Annotated in this window: 16 protein-coding genes; 10 read left to right on the top strand and 6 right to left on the bottom strand. The window is 61.8% G+C overall.

Annotated features, from left to right (window positions below):
* Positions 1-7 precede the first annotated feature (7 nt).
* Together MFF34_RS12115 and MFF34_RS12110 are read right to left on the bottom strand one after the other, a co-directional pair.
* Positions 8-430 (bottom strand): hypothetical protein, encoded by a 423-nt coding sequence (locus MFF34_RS12115; RefSeq protein ID WP_027593315.1) that lies wholly within the window; start codon positions 428-430, stop codon positions 8-10.
* Between the two features lie 85 nt (positions 431-515).
* Complete coding sequence (locus MFF34_RS12110) at positions 516-1895, bottom strand: PLP-dependent aminotransferase family protein (RefSeq protein ID WP_238214047.1); 1380 nt, start codon at positions 1893-1895, stop codon at positions 516-518.
* A gap of 137 nt (positions 1896-2032) precedes the next feature.
* Between MFF34_RS12110 and MFF34_RS12105 the strand changes: the two genes are divergently transcribed.
* The 5 genes from MFF34_RS12105 (at position 2033) to MFF34_RS12085 (ending at position 7849) form a co-directional block, all read left to right on the top strand.
* Complete coding sequence (locus MFF34_RS12105) at positions 2033-3319, top strand: hydroxymethylglutaryl-CoA reductase, degradative (RefSeq protein ID WP_238214045.1); 1287 nt, start codon at positions 2033-2035, stop codon at positions 3317-3319.
* Complete coding sequence (locus tag MFF34_RS12100) at positions 3319-4221, top strand: hydroxymethylglutaryl-CoA lyase (protein WP_238214031.1); 903 nt, start codon at positions 3319-3321, stop codon at positions 4219-4221. Before MFF34_RS12105 ends, MFF34_RS12100 begins: the two co-directional genes overlap by 1 nt.
* Before the next feature lie 58 nt (positions 4222-4279).
* Complete coding sequence (locus MFF34_RS12095) at positions 4280-4756, top strand: hypothetical protein (RefSeq protein ID WP_238214029.1); 477 nt, start codon at positions 4280-4282, stop codon at positions 4754-4756.
* Positions 4753-6141 carry a tripartite tricarboxylate transporter permease gene (locus tag MFF34_RS12090; protein ID WP_238214027.1) on the top strand — a complete coding sequence of 463 codons (1389 nt, stop codon included), beginning with the start codon at positions 4753-4755 and terminating at the stop codon, positions 6139-6141. Before MFF34_RS12095 ends, MFF34_RS12090 begins: the two co-directional genes overlap by 4 nt.
* A 331-nt stretch (positions 6142-6472) precedes the next feature.
* A complete protein-coding gene (locus MFF34_RS12085) occupies positions 6473-7849 on the top strand; it encodes an amino acid permease (protein WP_238214019.1) in 1377 nt (458 codons plus the stop codon).
* Between the two features lie 39 nt (positions 7850-7888).
* Here the strand turns inward: MFF34_RS12085 and MFF34_RS12080 are convergent, their stop codons facing one another.
* A complete protein-coding gene (locus MFF34_RS12080) occupies positions 7889-8833 on the bottom strand; it encodes a GlxA family transcriptional regulator (protein WP_238214006.1) in 945 nt (314 codons plus the stop codon).
* A gap of 234 nt (positions 8834-9067) precedes the next feature.
* Between MFF34_RS12080 and MFF34_RS12075 the strand changes: the two genes are divergently transcribed.
* Positions 9068-10075 carry a zinc-binding alcohol dehydrogenase family protein gene (locus MFF34_RS12075; protein WP_238214004.1) on the top strand — a complete coding sequence of 336 codons (1008 nt, stop codon included), beginning with the start codon at positions 9068-9070 and terminating at the stop codon, positions 10073-10075.
* Positions 10076-10261: 186 nt separating this feature from the next.
* Positions 10262-12808, top strand: a complete 2547-nt coding sequence (locus MFF34_RS12070; RefSeq protein ID WP_238214002.1) for an HWE histidine kinase domain-containing protein — start codon at positions 10262-10264, stop codon at positions 12806-12808.
* 50 nt (positions 12809-12858) lie between these two features.
* On the opposite strand, the gene MFF34_RS12065 is transcribed toward MFF34_RS12070, so the two are convergent.
* Positions 12859-13611, bottom strand: a complete 753-nt coding sequence (locus MFF34_RS12065) for an SDR family NAD(P)-dependent oxidoreductase (protein ID WP_238214000.1) — start codon at positions 13609-13611, stop codon at positions 12859-12861.
* Between the two features lie 102 nt (positions 13612-13713).
* On the opposite strand from MFF34_RS12065, the gene MFF34_RS12060 reads away from it, so the two are divergent.
* The gene (locus tag MFF34_RS12060; RefSeq protein ID WP_085272891.1) at positions 13714-14637 is read left to right on the top strand and encodes a LysR family transcriptional regulator; all 924 of its coding nucleotides are present in this window, start codon (positions 13714-13716) and stop codon (positions 14635-14637) included.
* A gap of 7 nt (positions 14638-14644) precedes the next feature.
* Here the strand turns inward: MFF34_RS12060 and MFF34_RS12055 are convergent, their stop codons facing one another.
* A complete protein-coding gene (locus MFF34_RS12055; RefSeq protein WP_027593326.1) occupies positions 14645-14917 on the bottom strand; it encodes a PepSY domain-containing protein in 273 nt (90 codons plus the stop codon).
* 106 nt (positions 14918-15023) lie between these two features.
* Between MFF34_RS12055 and MFF34_RS12050 the strand changes: the two genes are divergently transcribed.
* Together MFF34_RS12050 and MFF34_RS12045 are read left to right on the top strand one after the other, a co-directional pair.
* Positions 15024-15959: a LysR family transcriptional regulator gene (locus MFF34_RS12050; RefSeq protein ID WP_238213992.1), complete on the top strand. Its 936-nt coding sequence runs from the start codon at positions 15024-15026 to the stop codon at positions 15957-15959.
* A 92-nt stretch (positions 15960-16051) separates the two neighbouring features.
* Complete coding sequence (locus MFF34_RS12045; protein WP_238213991.1) at positions 16052-17251, top strand: MFS transporter; 1200 nt, start codon at positions 16052-16054, stop codon at positions 17249-17251.
* Here the strand turns inward: MFF34_RS12045 and MFF34_RS12040 are convergent.
* Positions 17248-18171, bottom strand: coding sequence for a LysR family transcriptional regulator (locus MFF34_RS12040; RefSeq protein WP_027593329.1), 924 nt, complete (start codon positions 18169-18171; stop codon positions 17248-17250). The two genes, MFF34_RS12045 and MFF34_RS12040, sit on opposite strands and share 4 nt — an antisense overlap.
* Positions 18172-18313: the final 142 nt, after the last annotated feature.

Below are 18313 nucleotides of genomic sequence, written 5' to 3'. Positions count from 1 at the left end.
GTATCACTCACATAAGACAATAGAACTCGCTCACCTCTGCAACCTTCTGCCCCTGGGCATCGTACAACCGCGCCTCCGGCGTCAAGGCCATGGAGCGCGCCTCCAGCACGTAGCGCTGGCCCGCCTTGAAATGCGGGTAGTTGAGGGTCAGGTAGCATTCGCGAACGGTGCTGCCCCCCATCATGCTCATGCCTGAGCCACCGCTGGCCTCGAAGTCGAAACGGACAATCAGCTCATGGCTGCCAGGGCTGACCTGGAAAAAGCGACCGTCGCGCAGGCGCTGATTGTCGAGACGTTCGGCCATCAGCACCCTGTCGTTGGGAAACGGCACCGAGAAATCGACCCAGGCCATCTGCGGATTGGCGGCCGGCATGGGCGCCTGGCACCCCGCGATCGCTGTGATAGCGAGCAACAGCATGAATCTGCGCATGATGAAGGCCTCCTGCACAGGTAAACCCTTGATAACCAGTTTACGGCAATACGCGCTACGCCGTTGGCTGCGCTGACAGGGCACCCTAGCCTGCCTCACGCCCCAACACCGCGTTGAGCAACGCATCATTCAAATAGGCCACGTTCAAGCGCGTCCAAGGGTTAACACGCGCCTGCTCCGGCGCAAAGATATGCCCTGGGGCAATCATGAAGCCCTTGGGCAGTAATTGCCGGGTCAGCACCCTGGCGTCGTCGACATGGGCAAACCTGGCCCACAGGTACAGGCTTTGCTCGGGCCGCGCGAATACCTCGGCGCCGATCCCGTCGAGCATCTGCAAGCCCGCGCAGGTAGCGGCTTTCAAGCGCTCTTGAAGGCGGATCACGTGGCGCAGGAAGTGCCCTTCGGTGAGGATGACGTCGACAGTGCGCTCGCACAGCTCCGAGGTGCTGGTGTGCAGCAGCATCTTCAAGTCGCCCAGTTCATCGATCACCTCTTTGCTGCCGGCGATAAAGCCCACTCTCAAGGCCGCAGACACCGACTTGGAGAAGCTGCCGACATACAGTGAGCGCTGCAATTGGTCCAATGCCGACATCTTGATTGCCGCGGCCGGTTTGAAATCGGCCATTGCATCATCGTCCACCAGCAGGAAGTTGTGTTCTTCAGCCAATTGCACCAACCGATGCGCCTTGCGGGGTGAAATATCAGACCCCGTCGGGTTGTGGCCTACAGACTGAATGAAGAACAGCTTGGGTTTATGCAGGCGCAGGTGCTGCTCCAGCACCTCGATGTCCGGCCCATCTGCGAGCCGAGGTACCGAGAGCATGCGTGCGCCTTGCAACTGCAACTTGCCAAACAGCGGGTAGTAGCCAGGGTCTTCCACCAGCACGCTGTCGCCTGGGGCGATGAAGCGGCGAATGATCAGGTCCAGCGCATGGTTGGCGCCGTGGGTGGTGACGATTTGCCTGGGGCTGGCGGTGATTGCATAGCTGGCGAGCTTTTGCACCAGGTGTTGACGCAAGCTGGCGTTGCCCAGGCGGTTGCCATAACGAAACAGCGTGGTGACGCCGGTGCGCATGATTTGCCGGGTGAACTTGTCCAGGCGCATGTCCATCAACCACTCCACCGGCGGAAAGCCCTCGCCCAATGGCGAATGGCCAGGCTCGCGGACGAACTGCTGACGCATTAGCCAAATGGTGTCCATCGCCCGGGTGTAGGGCAGTGGCTCCTCTGGCTCGTGGCTGCGTGGCGCGCCCTGCTTGACGAAAAAACCTTGCCCGTGGCGCGCTTCGACCAGGCCTTGCGAGGCCAGCGATTCATAGGCATTGATCACGGTGTTTTTCGAATGGCCGAACAAACGCATGCACTCGCGCAGGGACGGCAGGCGCTCGCCAATGCGGTACGTGCCATTGCCGATCTGCTCGGCCAAGGATGCTGCCAGTTGCTCTGCGAGTGTCTGCCGCGCCATCGTCAGGTGTCCCGAATGCCTTGTGTGAACAAAGGGTACAGCTTAGGTACTGTCTGGCCAAACTGTACCTTCTTTCACCAGACAGATCGGACTACGGTGGCGCCAACTCACAACAATAACTGCAAGAGACTCCCCCCATGAGCATCGACTCCCGCCTGCCCATGTTCCGCGCCATGTCACCCGCTGAACGCCTCAGCCACTTGCAGGACGCACTCGAACTGCCCCAGGCAGACGTCGCCCTGCTGCGTGACGCCGGCGCTTTGCCGTTGGAAATCGCCGACGGCATGATTGAAAACGTGATCGGTACCTTCGAGCTGCCCTACGCCGTGGCCAGCAACTTCCAGATCAACGGCCGCGATGTGATTGTGCCGTTGGTGGTGGAAGAGCCCTCGGTGGTTGCTGCGGCTTCGTTCATGGCCAAGCTGGCACGCGAGGCCGGCGGCTTCAAGACGTCGAGTTCGCTGCCGCTGATGCGCGCCCAGGTACAGATCGTCGAGGTCGCCGACCCCTTCAATGCACGCTTGAGCCTGTTGCGCCACAAAGACGAAATCATCGAACTGGCCAACCGCAAGGACCAGCTGCTCAACAGCCTTGGCGGCGGTTGCCGTGACATCGAGGTGCATACCTTCGCCCAGAGCCCGCGCGGGCCGATGCTGGTGGCCCACCTGATCGTCGACGTACGCGATGCCATGGGCGCCAACACGGTCAACACCATGGCCGAGGCCGTGGCGCCCTTGCTGGAAGAAATTACCGGCGGCAAGGCCCGCCTGCGTATCCTCTCCAACCTGGCCGACCTGCGCCTGGCCCGCGCGCAGGTGCGTATTGCCCCAGAACTGCTAAGTACCGGCGCCTACACAGGTGAACAGGTCATCGAAGGCATCCTCGATGCCTACAACTTTGCCGTGGTCGACCCGTACCGCGCCGCCACCCACAACAAGGGCATCATGAATGGCATCGACCCGTTGATCGTCGCCACCGGCAATGACTGGCGTGCGGTCGAGGCCGGTGCCCATGCCTATGCATGCCGCAATGGGCACTACGGTTCGCTGACCACCTGGGAGAAGGACAGCCAGGGCCATCTGGTCGGCACCCTGGAGATGCCCATGCCGGTCGGCCTGGTCGGCGGCGCCACCAAGACGCACCCCCTGGCGCAGCTGTCACTGCGCATCCTGGGGGTTAAAACCGCACAGGAGCTGGCCGAAGTCGCCGTTGCCGTCGGCCTTGCACAGAACCTCGGCGCGCTACGGGCACTGTCGACCGAAGGCATCCAGCGCGGCCATATGGCCTTGCACGCGCGCAACATTGCGCTGTCGGCGGGTGCCCGCGGCGACGAGCTTAACTGGCTGGTCAAGCAGATGGTCGAGGCGCGCGATGTGCGTGCTGACAAAGCCGCAGAACTGCTCAAGCACAAGCGGGCGCAGTAATGGAGGCGGTACGGCTGGTAGAGGTGGGCGCGCGGGACGGCCTGCAGAATGAAAGACTGACGCTTTCGCCGCAGATTCGCGTGCAACTGCTGCAGCGGCTGGCCGACGCCGGGCTGCAAACCTTGGAGGCCGGGGCCTTTGTCTCGCCTCGCTGGGTGCCGCAGATGGCCGGCTCCGATGAAGTGTTCAAGGCGTTGCCGGTGCGCTCAGGTGTGGCCTGGACGGCACTGGTGCCCAACCTCAAAGGGCTGGAAGCGGCCATAGCGGCGGGCTGTCGCGAGGTCGCCGTGTTTGCGGCGGCTTCCGAGGCATTCTCACAGCGCAACCTCAACTGCTCGATAGACCAAAGCCTGCGCCAATACCAGCAGGTCTTGGTGCGCGCTCGCGAGGCCGGTGTTAGCGTGCGCGGTTATGTTTCATGCGTCATGGGGTGCCCGTTCAGCGGCCCGGTCAAGCCGCAGGCCGTGGCCGCGGTCAGCGCCTCGCTGTTCGGCATGGGCTGTTACGAGATCAGCCTGGGCGACACCATCGGCGCGGGTACACCGGCGGCGACCCGGGCATTGATCCAGGCCTGCCGCCAGGTCGTACCGGTGAGCGCACTGGCCGGGCACTTCCATGACACTTATGGCATGGCAATCGCCAATATCCATACCGCGTTGGAGGCGGGTGTGCGGGTGTTCGACAGCTCGGTGGGCGGCCTGGGTGGTTGCCCCTATTCGCCAGGTGCCACCGGCAATGTCGCCACCGAGGACCTGCTGTACCTGCTCGATGGCCTGGGCGTGCGCCACGGGGTCGACCTGGACGCGGTGATCGAAGCAGGTGAATTCATCGGTGCCCAGCTTGGCCGGCCAACGGCCTCCAGGGTAGCGCGCGCCCTGCTCGCCCAGCGCACAATGGCTTAAACGTCCTCTCTTCACGTTCATAACAATAAAAGCCCGCAAGGGCAGTGGGAGATTCTTCATGAAGTCCGAACTGTACGAAGTCTGGGGCGACACCGTAGACGGTCGCCACCTGGTCTACGCCATCGCCATTGGCGCCGTGGTCAGCCTCGGCGCGTTCTTTACCGCGCAACAGTTGCTGGTGGGTTGGGTGGCGTCGGCGCAAATGGCACGGGCCTACGCAATGCTGGTCGGCATTGTCGGCTGCCTGGTCGGTGGCGGCATCAGTGCCGCGCTCTTCAAGCCCAAGCGCAATGTCGTCGAGCACCTGGCCGACCCTGCCTGGCGGGCCAAGATCCTGGTCGAATTGCAGAACGAGTTCGGCCCGCTGGGCAGCCTCGCCGACTTGCCTGCGGCGACCCTTGTAGAGCTGAAGGAAATGGACCTGTACGACCTCTTCGCCGAGTACGAAAAAGGCCTGCCTGCGCTGCAGAATGACCAGAGCGCCCCCGCTGCCGCGCCTGTACATGCCGCCACTGCCCAGGGAGGCCGGCCATGATCGCCTTGGTGATGGATCAGTTCCTCATAGCCCTGGGCATGGGCATCCTCGGTGCGGTGATCTTTGCCGGCATCGGCCTGATTTCCGGCAGCGACGAAACCACTACCCTCGCCCCCTTGACCCTGCTGGTGGTGCTGCTGGGCGTGCCGGCGGCCGGTGTGCTGACGTTCTTCCTGGCCGGTGCCGTGGCCAAGCACATGACCCACGCGGTACCGACCGCGCTGTTGGGTATCCCCGGCGACACCATGGCAACGCCACTGATGCGCGAAGCCAACTTCCTGCGCAACCTGGGCGTGCCGCACATTGCCCTGCGCAAGATGATTTCCGGCGCTGTAATCGCAGCGTTGATCGCGGTACCGATGGCGGTGCTGTTCGCCGTGATGCTGGCGCCGTTCGGCGACATGATCAAACAGGCCGCGCCTTGGGTCTTCTTGCTGGCGGCAGTGGCCATCGCCTGGTTCTCCAAGGGCCGCCTGGCAGCGGTGCTGACCTTGATCCCGTTCGTCATGGTGATTATCGGCCTGCAAAGCCTGACCGCGCACTACGGCGTCAAGCTCAGCGTCAGTTACTTCCTCGGCATCGCTATCGGCCCGTTGATTGCGGCGCTGTTCTGCCTGCTCGCGCCCGCCGAACGCGCCAGCATGCGCCGCCAGCAGGTGCGCACGTTCTCGTTGTCGCCCGATGTGAAGCGCTGGGGCGGGTTCTTCCCCAACCCGCTGCGCGTACTGGACAGCAAGCAAACCCTGTGGACGGCGATCACTGCCGTTGTCTCCAGCGCCACGTTCGTGTTCAGCCCGGTGGCAATGACCGTGATCATGGGCGAGGCCGTCGGTTCACGGGTCAAGCACGTCTACCATCGCCTGACCACGGTCATCACCGCGCGCAACGGCGTCACCGAATCGACTTACCTGGCCGAAGCCTTGATTCCGCTGATCGCCTTCGGCCTGCCGCTGAGCCCGGTCGCTGCTGGCCCCGCCGCACCGCTGTTCAACGCCCCGCCACGCTTCAGCGTCGATGCCGCAAGCGGTGAGGTGAATAACCTGCATTCGTTGCTCAGTACCTGGGAGTTTCTGGGCTACGGCATGCTGGCGGTGGTGGTCGCGATCCTGATCGCCTACCCCTTCACCATGAATTACGCGCACCGAGCTGCTGCCTATGTGTCGCGCAAGATCAGCCATGAAGCAGTGATCGCGACCTTTGTCGGCCTGATCCTGGTGATTGGGATCTGGGAAGGCGGCCTGTTGGGGTTGCTGGTGATTGTCACCATTGGCCTGCTGGGTGGTTTTCTCTCACGCTTTCTCGGTTTCAACATCGGCGTGCAGTTCATGGGTTACTACACCGCGGTGTTGACCGTGCCGGCGATGATTGCCCTGTTGGGGGTATAAGATCGAGCGCCGCGCAGGCAGCGCTCGATCTACGCACCATTTCCCCAACCCATTTCACTCAATTCCCCAGCCAGCAAATCACAGCCAATCCTGCCCTTCATTGCACCCATAGGAAAAAAACGCAGGATGTTGTGCGCAGAATTCGCTTGAGATGCACGACCGCTTTGCCCATGGTGGCCAGCCTGACAGCTATCGCCTGAATAAAAGGCTGCAGGGCGTGGACGCAGGCGCACGACGATGCCTGTGGGTGGGGCGACAATGTCTGCAGTGGCAAACCTTGCACTGCAGCATCATTGCCGACGCCTCCCAGATAATAAGAGAGGACAAGGAAATGCAATCCAACAGTCTGAAGCAAAGCCTGAAACAACGGCACATCACCATGATCGCGCTGGGCGGGGTGATCGGCGCGGGGCTGTTCATGGGGTCGGGCAAGTTGATTGCCTCGGCAGGGCCTGCCGCGATCCTGTCGTATTTCATCGGCGGCATTGTGGTCACCCTGGTGATGTTCATGCTCGGCGAGATGGCCTGCCGCAACCCGGATGCAGGCTCGTTTTCAACCTATGCCAACAGCTACCTCGGCGAATGGGCAGGGTTTACCGTCGGCTGGCTGTACTGGCTCAAGTCGATGCTGACCATCACCTTGGAGGCGGTACTGCTGGGCGCCATCCTCAACGATTTTCTGCCTTGGCTGCCCATCTGGGCCGGCGCGTTCATCATGCTGGTGACATTGATGGCAAGCAACGCCTACTCGGTCAAATCCTTCGCTGAAGTGGAGTACTGGCTGGCCGCGATGAAGGTCGCCACCATTCTGATCTTCATGGTGCTGGGGCTTTCGATTCTGCTCGGCCTGCACAGCAACATCCCTTCCCCTGGCTGGGTCAACCTGACCGCGCACGATGGCTTCATGCCCAATGGCCTGTCGCCGGTCATGGCGGGTGTGGTGGTGGTGATCTTCTCGCTGGGCGGGAGTGAGATCGCTGCCGTTGCCGCCGGTGAATCAGAGAACCCTCGCAAGAACGTCATTCGGGCCATCAAAAGCGTCATTCTGCGGGTGATGTTGTTCTATGTCGGTTCGGTGTCGATCCTGATCCTCTGCCTGCCGTGGACAGACACAGAGAACCTGGCGTCCCCGTATGTGTCGTTGTTCAGCCTGGCTGGGTTCAGTGGCGCCGCAGTGGCCATGAAGATCGTGTTGTTCATCTCGTTCATGTCGGTGATGAACTCCTTCATGTTCTCCAACTCGCGCATGCTGTTCTCGCTGAGCCAGCGTGGGCATGCGCCGAAGCTGTTCTCTCGCACCACGTCCAAAGGGGTACCGCTCAATGCGCTGCTGCTGAGCCTGAGCATCTGCCTGTTGATCCTGACCGTGCACTTTGTCAGCGGCGGCGACCTGTTCATGACCCTGGCCAAGAGCAGCGGCACGTTCGTGATGATCGTGTGGATCTTCATCATCGTCGCCCACTTCGCCATGCGCTGGAAAACCCGGCATGAAGCGGTCGACCCTACGGCGTTCCGGGCGTGGTTCTTCCCTTACGCCAACATCGTTGCGCTGTTCGCGCTGCTAGCGGTGATTGTCACCCAGGCATTCGACCCGGCCTCGCGGTTCCAGTTCTGGTTCACCTCGGTGACCTCACTGGTTGTGCTGGGGGCGTACTGGGTGATGCGTAATCGGCTGGCGGGGAAGACCGTTGGCTATGTAGGTAGCTGATGGTCAGCCTGATCCCAGCCCATAGGGCTGGGACAGGCACTACACAACCCGCCGTGCATCCCTGCGCACGGCCTGCGGCGGCACGCCAAAGCCGCGCATGAACACCTCACGCATATGGCGGCGATCCCTGAACCCCGTTTCCCTCGCCACCGTATCCAGGCTGTGGCGGCTTTGCTCGATCATCAACCGGGCGGCCTCCAGGCGCAGGCTTTCCACCGCCTTGGCCGGTGATTGCCCCGTCTCCGCAGTAAACACACGGGTGAATTGCCGGGGGCTCAGGTGCACCACATCCGCCAGTTCCTCAACACTGAGCGGGCGGTTAAGGTGCTTGCGCGCATAGTCCAGCGCGCTCTGGATGCGGTCTGACTTGGGCGCCAGCGACAGCAATTCCGAATGCTGCGACTGGCCGCCAGAGCGGCGTTGATGCATCACCAGCTTGTGCGCAATAGAACGGGCAAGCTCAGCCCCCAAGTCCTTTTCCACCATCGCCAGCGCCATGTCCAACGCCGCGGTCATCCCCGCCGAGGTCCACACAGGGCCGTCGACGATGAAGATACTGTCGTCCTCGACCTTGATTTGCGGGTGCATCCGTTGCAAGGCTTTGGCGTAGGCCCAGTGCGTGGTGGCGCGACGGCCCTCCAGTACACCCGCTTGGGCGAGCACGAATGTACCGGTGCACAACCCAGCAGTGCGACGCGCGCCGTCGACAAATCCCCGCACGCTTTTCAGCACGTCTTCAGAAGGCGGCGTCAACGGGGTGAGTGTTCCGGTGACCATCCAGCTGTCAGCGAGGCCCGGCGCCCCCAAGGGCAGCGTATCGATGTGCATCCCTAAAGAAGAGCGCACAGTCCCCCCGCCGATTGAATAGTTCTGAATCCTGTAGACCTCTTCGCCCGCCACAAGGTTGGCGAACTCGAACACGGTCTGCGTTGCCAAGGACATGACTTGGAAGCCCTCCGTGATCAGATAGCCGACTCGATGCATTGCTGTGCTCCTTAACGCCATGTCCTGAATCAGTACTTTATGCGTCATTTAAGCCGCAGGCAATCTTGAGCATCATGGCGCCAGTCCCTACCCGCGGAGCTGCACCACGACCCAAAGCGTTCGCTCCGCCATTTTCACCCCCAGCGTGAAAGTCTTACTTCATTCAGCTGGTTTCTGGACTAAACCCAAGCGGATAGCCTGCGCCCAACTTCCCATTCCACTGAGGTAATGCCAATGAAGGCCGTCGTATACACCCAAGCCGGTTTGCCGATTCAAGACCCACATTCGCTGTTCGAAACTGACCTGCCCAAGCCAACACCCGGCACCCGAGACCTGCTGGTCGAGGTCAAGGCCATTGCCGTCAACCCGGTCGATACCAAAGTGCGCGCCTCACGCCAGACCGGCCAGCCGCAGGTATTGGGGTGGGACGCGGTGGGGATCGTGCGCGAAGTAGGCGCCGAGGTCACGTTGTTCCAGCCAGGCGACGAGGTTTTCTATGCCGGCGCCATCGATCGCCCGGGCAGCTACAGCGAATATCACCTGGTCGACGAACGCATTGTCGGGCACAAACCGCGTAGCCTCGACGATGCCAGTGCCGCCGCGTTGCCATTGACCTCCATCACTGCCTGGGAACTGTTGTTTGATCGACTGGGTATCGCACCGAACGGTGGCGTGGGGCAAAGCCTGTTGGTGATCGGGGCTGGTGGCGGCGTCGGCTCAATCCTGGTGCAACTGGCCCGGCAGCTCACGCAACTCACGGTCATCGGCACCGCCTCCCGGCCCGAAACCCAGCAATGGGTCAGCGAACTGGGTGCCCACCATGTCATCGACCATTCGGCTTCGATCGCCTTGCAACTGGAAGCACTTGGGGGCAATCCCGTTGATTATGTGATCAGCCTGACGCATACCGATACCTACCTGCCGCAGCTTGTGGAGGTGCTTCGCCCACAAGGCAAACTCGCACTCATCGATGACCCCGCGCAGTTGGACGTCATGCCACTCAAGCGCAAATCGCTGTCGCTGCACTGGGAACTCATGTTCACGCGCTCGCTTTACCACACCGAAGACATGATCAAACAACACCAACTACTCGAGAAAGTATCAGCGCTTATCGATGAAGGTGTACTCAAGACCACCGTCGGCGAGCACTTCGGCACCATCAACGCGGAAAACCTCAAGCGTGCCCATGCCCTCATAGAGCGTGGCCAGGCCCGGGGCAAGATTGTTTTGGAAGGTTTCTGATCCCGGCAAACTGTTGCAACTTCCAAGAGGGCCAACTTTGCGCTGGCCCTCTTGCGCCCCTGATGACGAAGCGTAACGCGCCCGCTAGAATCAAACGCTGAATGTGACCGTAAACACTTCGTTTGCCTGAAACTGTTCGGCGGTCATACAGGCAGCCGGTGTCTGGTAAACCGGCAGGGGCCGCCTATGACTTTGCAACCTCCCGTCAATCTGACCAACTGCGATCGCGAACCCATCCAGATTCCGGGCAGCATCCAGCCGCATGGTTGCCTGCTGGCCTGCAATGCATCAGCAAGCGTGGTCCTGCGTCACTCGGCCAATACCCCAGGCATGCTGGGCGTTGCCGGGGACATCAACGGTCAACGCCTCGAAGCAATTATCGGCACCGAGGCTGCGCATACCCTTCGCAACGCACTGGCACGGGTCAAAGAGGGCTCTCGCCCGGCACTGTCGTTTGCCGTGAGCCTGCCGTCCGGTCAGGCGTTCGATATTGCCGCGCATATTTACAAAGGCACCGCCATCCTCGAGTTCGAGCCCTGCGGTGCAAGCATCGCCGAGCCGGTGGAGCTGGTCCGCACCGTCATCGCCCAACTGCGCGAGATCGATCGCTCCGAGAAGCTATTCGCCGATACTGCACGACGCGTGCGAGCGTTGCTGGGTTACGACCGGGTGATGATCTACCAGCTTGGCGTTGACGGCGCTGGCAAGGTGATTGCCGAGGCCAAGCGCAGCGGCCTGGAAAGCTTTTTAGGGCAGTACTTCCCCGCGTCCGACATTCCGCAGCAGGCGCGCGCCCTGTACTTGCGCAATCCGGTCCGCATCATTTCCGATGCCCAGTTCAAGACCGTGCCCATCACCCCTGTGCTGGACCTGAATGGTGAACCGCTCGACCTGTCCTACGCGCACCTGCGCAGCGTCTCGCCCATTCACTGCGAGTACCTGAGCAATATGGGCGTGGGCGCGTCCATGTCCATTTCGATCATCGTCGACGGCGCGCTCTGGGGGCTGGTTGCCTGCCACCATTACGCACCCCGCACGTTGTCCATGGGCCAACGCGTCGCGGCAGAAATGTTCGGCGAATTCTTCTCGCTGCATATCCAGACCCTGCGCGCCAAACAAAGCCTGGAGGCCGCCGCCTACGCACGCGAAGTGCTCGACAACCTGCTGCGTGATGCACACCGCACCGCCGACTTCGGGGAACTGCTGCGTGCTCGCATGACGGACTTCAAGGCGCTCATCCCCTGCGACGGCATCGGCATGTCGCTGCAAGGCCGCTGGACCGCTGAGGCACTGACACCGCCAAACGTGGCGTTGCCCAGCTTGTTGAGATTCGCCGAAGGTGTCGCCGAGGGCCGTACCTGGGCTTCGAACTGCCTCTCGATGGCGCACCCGCCGGCCCAGGATTACGCCGTCGACGTTTCAGGCGTGTTGGTCATTCCGATGTCACAGCAGCCCCGGGATTACCTGATGCTGTTTCGCAAAGAGGTGATCGAGACCCTGGATTGGGCCGGCGACCCCAACAAAACCTACGACAGCGGCCCGTTAGGTGAACGCCTGACGCCACGCAAGAGCTTCGCGGTGTGGAAACAGACCGTTCACCACCACTCACAGCCTTGGTCCGAGCAAGACCGCCAGTTTGGCGAGGCCATCCGCGCCGCGATAGTCGAGGTGGTGCTGTATAACAGTGAGCTCATGGCCGACGAGCGCTCCAAGGCGGACGTCCGCCAACGGATGCTCAACGAAGAGCTCAACCACCGGGTGAAGAACATTCTTTCGCTGATCGGTGCGCTGGTGGCCCACCCCACCGCCGAAAACCAGACCCTCAACAGCTACGTGGCAACGCTCAAAGGCCGCATTCAGGCGCTTTCCCTGGCGCATGACCAGGTCGTGCGAGGTGATGGCGGTGGGCGCTTCTCCACGCTTCTGGAAGCCGAGCTGTCGCCCTACCGCACCTCGGCCGATGTCATCGAGCTGAACGGCCCCAGCCTGCTGCTTGATGCCCGCGCCTACTCGGTGCTGGCCTTGGTGCTCCACGAACTGGCGACCAACGCCGCCAAGTACGGCGCGCTGTCTCGGGCAGGTGGCAAGCTGGCCGTGAGTTGGCAGGTCGATGTGAGTGGGGCGTGCGACATCACGTGGTGCGAAAGCGGTGGGCCAACGGTTCGCCCACCCAGCCGAAGTGGTTTCGGTTCGGTGCTGATCGAACGCAGCATCCCCTTCGACCTCGGCGGCACCAGCACGCTCGAATACAGGCCAGAAGGGCTGCAGGGGTATTTCAAGATCCCTGCCAAACACCTGACCCAGGTCGAAACGGTCGATGCCGTTGCGCCAATGGCGCCACCGGCTGCGCCTCATGTCAGCGGCTCGGACCTGGTCAAATCCTGCGTGCTGATTCTCGAGGACCAGCTGGTTATTGCAGTAGGCCTCGAACAGATTCTGGCCGATGCGCTGGTCGAAGACGTGATTACCGCAAGCTCCGAAGCCGAGACGATGAAGCTGCTCGCCAGCCGCAGGCCGGATGTCGCGGTGCTGGATATCAACCTGGGGACGGGCACGTCGATTGCCGTCGCCGAAGAACTCACGCGCAAAAACATCCCGTTCCTGTTCGCCACCGGCTATGGCGACAGCATTAGCATTCCTGCGCATTTGAAGCACGTCCCTGTTGTGCGCAAGCCCTACGATGCCCTGACGATTCTGTCGAACCTGGAAAGCCTGATCGACAGCGGGCAGTAGGCAGCGGGAGCACACGATCGTCCGCTGCCTACCCTGCCCAGGCTCACGCTCTAGATCTGAGCCTGACCGCCATCGACAAACAGCTCGGCGCCATTGACGAAACTTGAGTCATCGCTCGCCAGGAAGACGGCGGCATTGGCAATTTCCACAGGCTCACCCACACGCCCCAGTGGCACCTGGGAGGCCAGGTAGTCGAGCAACCCCTGCTGTTGCTCTGCACCGGGGCCCGCCAGGTCAACCAGGCCTGGGGTTCGCGTGGCACCAGGGCTGAGAGTGTTGACCCTGACCCCGCGGTCCTTCAGGTCGAGGATCCAGCTGCGTGCGAATGCTCGAACGGCGGCCTTGGACGCCGAGTACACGCTGAATGCCGCAGTCCCGGAGCTACCGGCGGTAGAGCCCGTAAGAATGATGGAGGCGTTCGGCGCCAGCAACGGCAACGCTTTCTGCACTGTGAACAGCACACCTTTGACGTTGCGGTCGAACGTATCGTCGTAGTGGGCTTCGGTGATGTCTCCCAATGGGAGCATCGAGCCGCCACCCGCGTTGGCGAACAGCACATCCAGACGCCCCTGTTGCTGGCCGATTTGGGCATACAGAGCGTCCAACTGATCAAGCCGGGTCGAATCGACGGCGATGCCGGTGGCGTTACCGACCAGCGCTACGGCCTTGTCCAGCTCGCTCTGGCGGCGGCCGGTGATGTACACATGGGCGCCCTCCTCTGCAAAACGTTTGGCGGTGGCCAGGCCGATACCGGTGGTGCCGCCGGTTACCAGTGCGATCTTGCCTTCAAGTTTGTTGCTCATGGTGTTTCTCCCGAGGGGTAGTGATTGGCTGTGGGAGAAGCTTATCGACGCACCGTTATTTTCAAAATAGAATCATTTGAAACTCATCATTGCAGAATTGAAATGGCAAGAATTCCCGATTTCGAAGGCCTGGCAATGTTCGCCAAAGTGGCGGAAGAAGGTTCCTACGCAGCGGCGGCGCGCGCCATGGGCGTGTCGGTACCGACGGTATCGCGTGCGGTGGCGCGGCTGGAGGCACGCTTGGGCGGTCGTCTGTTCAATCGCACGTCACGCCAGCTTTGCGTCACCGAGTTCGGCCAGCGCATGGTCGAACAGGCCAGCGCGTTGTACCGCCAGGCAGAAGAGATGGAAAGCGCCGCCCAGGAGATGTCGGTGCAGCCACGGGGCTTGGTGCGCCTGGCGGTGCCTATGTCATTCGGCTTACGCTGGGTAGCGCCGCTGCTGCCCGCGTTGATGGCCAGGTACCCCCAGTTGGAACTCGACCTTCACTTGTCAGATTCGACAGTCGATCTGGTTGCCGAGGGGTTCGATGCAGCACTGCGCATTGCAGCACTGCCGGATTCGTCCTTGGTGGCGAGACGTATCTGTGCGGTCACGCAATACCTGGTAGCCGCGCCGTCATACCTTGCGCGTCATGGGCGCCCTGAGCACCCGCGCGACCTGGTTGACCATGCCTGCATGAGCTACGCCTACCGCGCCCGCAGCCAGGTTTGGCGGTTCACCCACAGTGACGGCACCGAACAAGACGTCGTGCCGCGGGGGCCCCTGCGTGTGACCAATTCGGATGCGTTGGTGGCGCCCTTGCTGGAGGGCTTGGCGATCGCCGAATTACCGGATTTCATCGCCTCCGAATACTTGGCGGACGGCCGCCTTGAGCACCTGCTACCAACGTGGAGCATGACCCAAGGCGGCTTGTATTTCGTCACACCTTCAGCCCGAAGCCGGCCGAGAAAGGTGCAGGCCTTGGCTGATTTTTTCATCGAGCGGCTGGCCGGGTCACAATGGCTGACGCCAAACGTGACCTGACGGTGGCTCAATTATCCAGTTCATCCTTGGTGATGTTGCCGGAGTGTGGGTCAACGTGGAATTCGTACTGCTTGCCATCGGCCTTGATGCCCTCGCCTTCCCAGTGGCCGTCATCCGCTTCGATCTTGGTGATCTGGGTGTAGCCGGCGCCTTTAAGCACCGTCTCGGCCTGGTCTTTGTTCACCTTCCAGTCGGCACCTGGTTGGTCAGCCCACGCGGCACTAGCGCCCAGTGCGCCAACCAGTGCCAACCCCGTCAATACGCGCGTCATGGTTTTCATCGTCAACATCCTTTTTGCCTGAGTTAAAGGATGCGACCTGGGCGCTGTCGTTTCGGTTCAATCATCGTTACGCTTGCAGCCACGTTCATTACACAAAGGGTTGACGGTGCACTCCTCCGAACGTTTGAAGGGCATTGACGTTTTTGTCTGCGTGGCAGACCTCGGCAGTTTTGCCGCGGCGGCGCAGCGCCTGAACCTGACCAGCTCGGCTGTCAGCAAAGGTGTCGCGCGGCTGGAAGCTCGCCTGGGCTTACGCCTGTTCGAGCGCACGACGCGTCGGCTTGCCCTGACCGATGCGGGGCAAACGTTCTACAAAACCTGCTCACGCGTGCTGGCCGACCTCGAAGCATCGGAATTGGCCCTGCATGAAGACTACTTCGAGCCGCGGGGTCGGGTGCGCATCGACCTGCCCGCAGCGTATGGGCGGCTGCACGTCTTGCCGGTCATTCTCGACTACCTCAAACGCCATCCCCAGTTGCAGCCACACGTGTCCTTTACCGACAGCTTCGTCAACCCGACCGAGCAGGGTATCGATATCGTGGTACGTATCGGCGGCCCGGACGTTTGGCCGGAGGACCTGGGGCACCAGTTCATCGGTGCTCAACGGTTCATCTTCTGTGCCTCACCGGCCTACTTGCAAACCCGTGGCACACCGCTCGATGAGGCGGACCTGCAAGCCCATGACTGTGTGGTTTACGGGCAGCCCGACGGGGTGGGCAGCCCCTGGCACATGACCGGTATGCAACCGGGTGAAATGGAGCGGCGCTTCATGCCGGCGCGGCTTGCCATCGGCGATGGCGAAGGGGTGGTACAGGCAGTCGTGCAGGGTTTGGGGGTCACTCAGGTGCCCACCTGGCTGGTCAATCAACAGCTGGAAAGTGGCGCGTTGATTGAAGTGTTGCCGCACTTGGCAACAGATGGGCTGCCGATGAACGTAGTGTGGCTCAAAAAACGTGAGGCCCTTCCCCGCGTCAGGGCGCTGCTGGATGTGCTGCTGAACGCACTGCGAACAGACGGCCACCGCCTCGCGCCCTGCGATTAGTGAATATATTTCGCGTACCATCTGAAATATTGACCGTAATAGGCTTTTTAAGAATCAATACAATGGCAGCCCCTGATTGAGGAACTGCCTGCATGACTGCTGTTGAACGCCCACCCGTGGGCTTGGCGACCGACCGACGCGCGACCTTGGGGACTTTGGTCCTCGCCGCCTCCGCCTTTTTGATTGTCACTACCGAGTTCTTGATGGTCGGCCTGCTGCCCGGGCTGGCACGCGACCTTGATGTCTCGATTTCGACTGCCGGGCAGTTGATCACACTGTTTGCCTTCACCGTCATGCTGGCGGGCCCGCCGTTGACGGCGGCACTTGCTCACCTGGACAGGCGCAAGCTGTTCGCAGCCATCCTCGCCTTGTTCGCGGCGTCCAATGCGTTGGCGGCCCTTGCGCCAAACATCGGGGTCTTGGCAGTGGCGCGTTTCCTGCCCGCCCTGGCACTGCCTGTCTTTTGGGGTACAGCCAGCGAAACGGCCGCCAGCATGGTCAGCCCCGATCGCCAAGGGCAGGCCGTCGCGCGGGTCTACCTCGGCATCTCAGCTGCGCTGTTGCTGGGCATTCCATTAGGGACGTTGGCGGCTGACGCCATAGGCTGGCGCGGCGCTTTCTGGATATTGTCTGCTGCATCGGCGGCCATGGCCTTTGCCGTGCTCATCTGGATGCCAGCGGTTGCGCGCCTGCCCAGGGTCGACTTGCGCCACCAGGCACGGATCTTCCGTGAACCGAACTTCCTCGCCAATGTGGCGCTGTCGATCATTGTGTTCACTGCCATGTTCATTGCCTACACCTACCTGGCCGACATGCTCGAGCGTACCGCAGGTGTTGCAACTGCGGATGTCGGCTGGTGGCTGATGGGCTTCGGCGCCATTGGTTTGCTGGGCAACTGGCTGGGGGGGCGAGCTGTCAGGCATTCGCCGATCAAGGCCACTGCGCTGTTTCTTGTACTGCTGGCGATGGGCATGGCGGCCTTCAGCCCGCTGGCCGCTGCGCCTGTAACGCTCTGGGGCGCACTGGCGCTGTGGGGCATCGCCAACACGGCGCTCTACCCCATCTGCCAGGTGCGCGTGATGCATTCGGTGGCGCACTCTCAGGCACTGGCCGGCACCACCAACGTGTCTGCCGCCAATGCCGGTATTGGCTTGGGGGCGCTGTTGGGTGGGCTGGTCATCCCGACATTCGGGGTGTCGACGCTGGGCTATGTGGCCGCCGGCGTGGCCCTGCTGGCGTTGCTGTGTGTGCCCGCCGTGGCGCGGCTGCAGCGTCAGGCACCCAGCGCTTAAAGCATGTGCCCCGCCCAGATGCCCTGCGCTACCAGCTCTGAAGCAAGCTCGACGAAGGTTTCACCCACATAGCGCGTGGCTGGGCTGACATGCCTGTCCGCAGGCGACACCATGACCAGCTTGCGCATCGGTGTCGGCTCAATCAGTGGCGCCGCACACAAGGTGCCATTCTGCAGGTGGGTGTAGATCGAGGCCAAGGGCAGCGCAGTCAAGCCGAAGCCATGACGCACCAGGTCGATCATCGCCCCGAACGAATCGGCCTCGACATTGGCGGCAATCTTGAAGCCGACGTCCGCGGCGCAGTGGTCCATGATCTTGCGCAAGCCATGGCGCGGGCTGGGCAGCACCAACTGCTGCTGGGCCAGGGTTGCGAAGTTGACCGGGTTGTCCCACGCCAAGCCTGCGCTGGGCGGCCCGACCAATACCAGGTTCTCCATCATTACTGGCACGATGCGCAGGGTGTGCAGCGGCTCCAGGTCATAAGAGATCGCCAGCTCCAGTTCGCCACGCTGAATCCAGTCCACCAGGTAACCGCTGAAGGCCGACGAGAAACGGATCGACAAGTCCGGGTGGGCTTCGCGGATCCGGGTCACCAGGGGCACAGTGACGATTTCCGCGATGGTCGGTGTGGTGCCGATCGCCACGGCCCCGCGAAACGATGCATGCCCGCCCACTACCGAACTGCGAATGGCCTCCAGTTCATCCATGATCCGCGTGGCGTGCTGCAGCACTTCGCTGCCGGCGTCGGTGATGATCATGCCGCGGCCATGGCGCTCGAACAGGTAGACCCCAAGCTCCTTTTCCAGTTGCCGGATCTGCCGGCTCAAGGCGGGCTGTGCAATGTGCAGCCGGTCGGAGGCCTTGCTGAGGCTGCCAAGCTCGGCAACATGAATCAGGGTTTTGAGTTGAACGACGTCCATCGGCAGGCCCGTGTCGAGGCAGAAGGTAACTGGCAGTCTAAACAGCACACCTGTCAGCAGCTATAGAATTTCAGCATATCAGTTAGTCAGCTAGTCCTCTTATTGACGGGCCCACTCTGGAGTAGCGTGAAAACAGGGTCGA

Source organism: Pseudomonas sp. PAGU 2196, from assembly GCF_022179005.1.
Lineage (GTDB): Bacteria > Pseudomonadota > Gammaproteobacteria > Pseudomonadales > Pseudomonadaceae > Aquipseudomonas > Aquipseudomonas kermanshahensis.
Note: the sequence above shows the minus strand (reverse complement) of the source record. Positions and strands in the feature narration are given on the sequence as shown.

What these genes read in the sequence shown, in the direction of transcription:
- MFF34_RS12095 (WP_238214029.1), top strand. Translation starts at nt 4,280, where the DNA reads ATGAAGTCCGAACTGTACGAAGTCTGGGGCGACACCGTAGACGGTCGC.
- MFF34_RS12090 (WP_238214027.1), top strand. Translation starts at nt 4,753, where the DNA reads ATGATCGCCTTGGTGATGGATCAGTTCCTCATAGCCCTGGGCATGGGC.
- MFF34_RS12040 (WP_027593329.1), bottom strand. Translation starts at nt 18,171, where the DNA reads ATGGACGTCGTTCAACTCAAAACCCTGATTCATGTTGCCGAGCTTGGC.
- MFF34_RS12105 (WP_238214045.1), top strand. Translation starts at nt 2,033, where the DNA reads ATGAGCATCGACTCCCGCCTGCCCATGTTCCGCGCCATGTCACCCGCT.
- MFF34_RS12060 (WP_085272891.1), top strand. Translation starts at nt 13,714, where the DNA reads ATGGCAAGAATTCCCGATTTCGAAGGCCTGGCAATGTTCGCCAAAGTG.
- MFF34_RS12045 (WP_238213991.1), top strand. Translation starts at nt 16,052, where the DNA reads ATGACTGCTGTTGAACGCCCACCCGTGGGCTTGGCGACCGACCGACGC.
- MFF34_RS12075 (WP_238214004.1), top strand. Translation starts at nt 9,068, where the DNA reads ATGAAGGCCGTCGTATACACCCAAGCCGGTTTGCCGATTCAAGACCCA.
- MFF34_RS12070 (WP_238214002.1), top strand. Translation starts at nt 10,262, where the DNA reads ATGACTTTGCAACCTCCCGTCAATCTGACCAACTGCGATCGCGAACCC.
- MFF34_RS12115 (WP_027593315.1), bottom strand. Translation starts at nt 430, where the DNA reads ATGCGCAGATTCATGCTGTTGCTCGCTATCACAGCGATCGCGGGGTGC.
- MFF34_RS12065 (WP_238214000.1), bottom strand. Translation starts at nt 13,611, where the DNA reads ATGAGCAACAAACTTGAAGGCAAGATCGCACTGGTAACCGGCGGCACC.
- MFF34_RS12085 (WP_238214019.1), top strand. Translation starts at nt 6,473, where the DNA reads ATGCAATCCAACAGTCTGAAGCAAAGCCTGAAACAACGGCACATCACC.
- MFF34_RS12110 (WP_238214047.1), bottom strand. Translation starts at nt 1,895, where the DNA reads ATGGCGCGGCAGACACTCGCAGAGCAACTGGCAGCATCCTTGGCCGAG.
- MFF34_RS12100 (WP_238214031.1), top strand. Translation starts at nt 3,319, where the DNA reads ATGGAGGCGGTACGGCTGGTAGAGGTGGGCGCGCGGGACGGCCTGCAG.
- MFF34_RS12080 (WP_238214006.1), bottom strand. Translation starts at nt 8,833, where the DNA reads ATGCATCGAGTCGGCTATCTGATCACGGAGGGCTTCCAAGTCATGTCC.
- MFF34_RS12055 (WP_027593326.1), bottom strand. Translation starts at nt 14,917, where the DNA reads ATGAAAACCATGACGCGCGTATTGACGGGGTTGGCACTGGTTGGCGCA.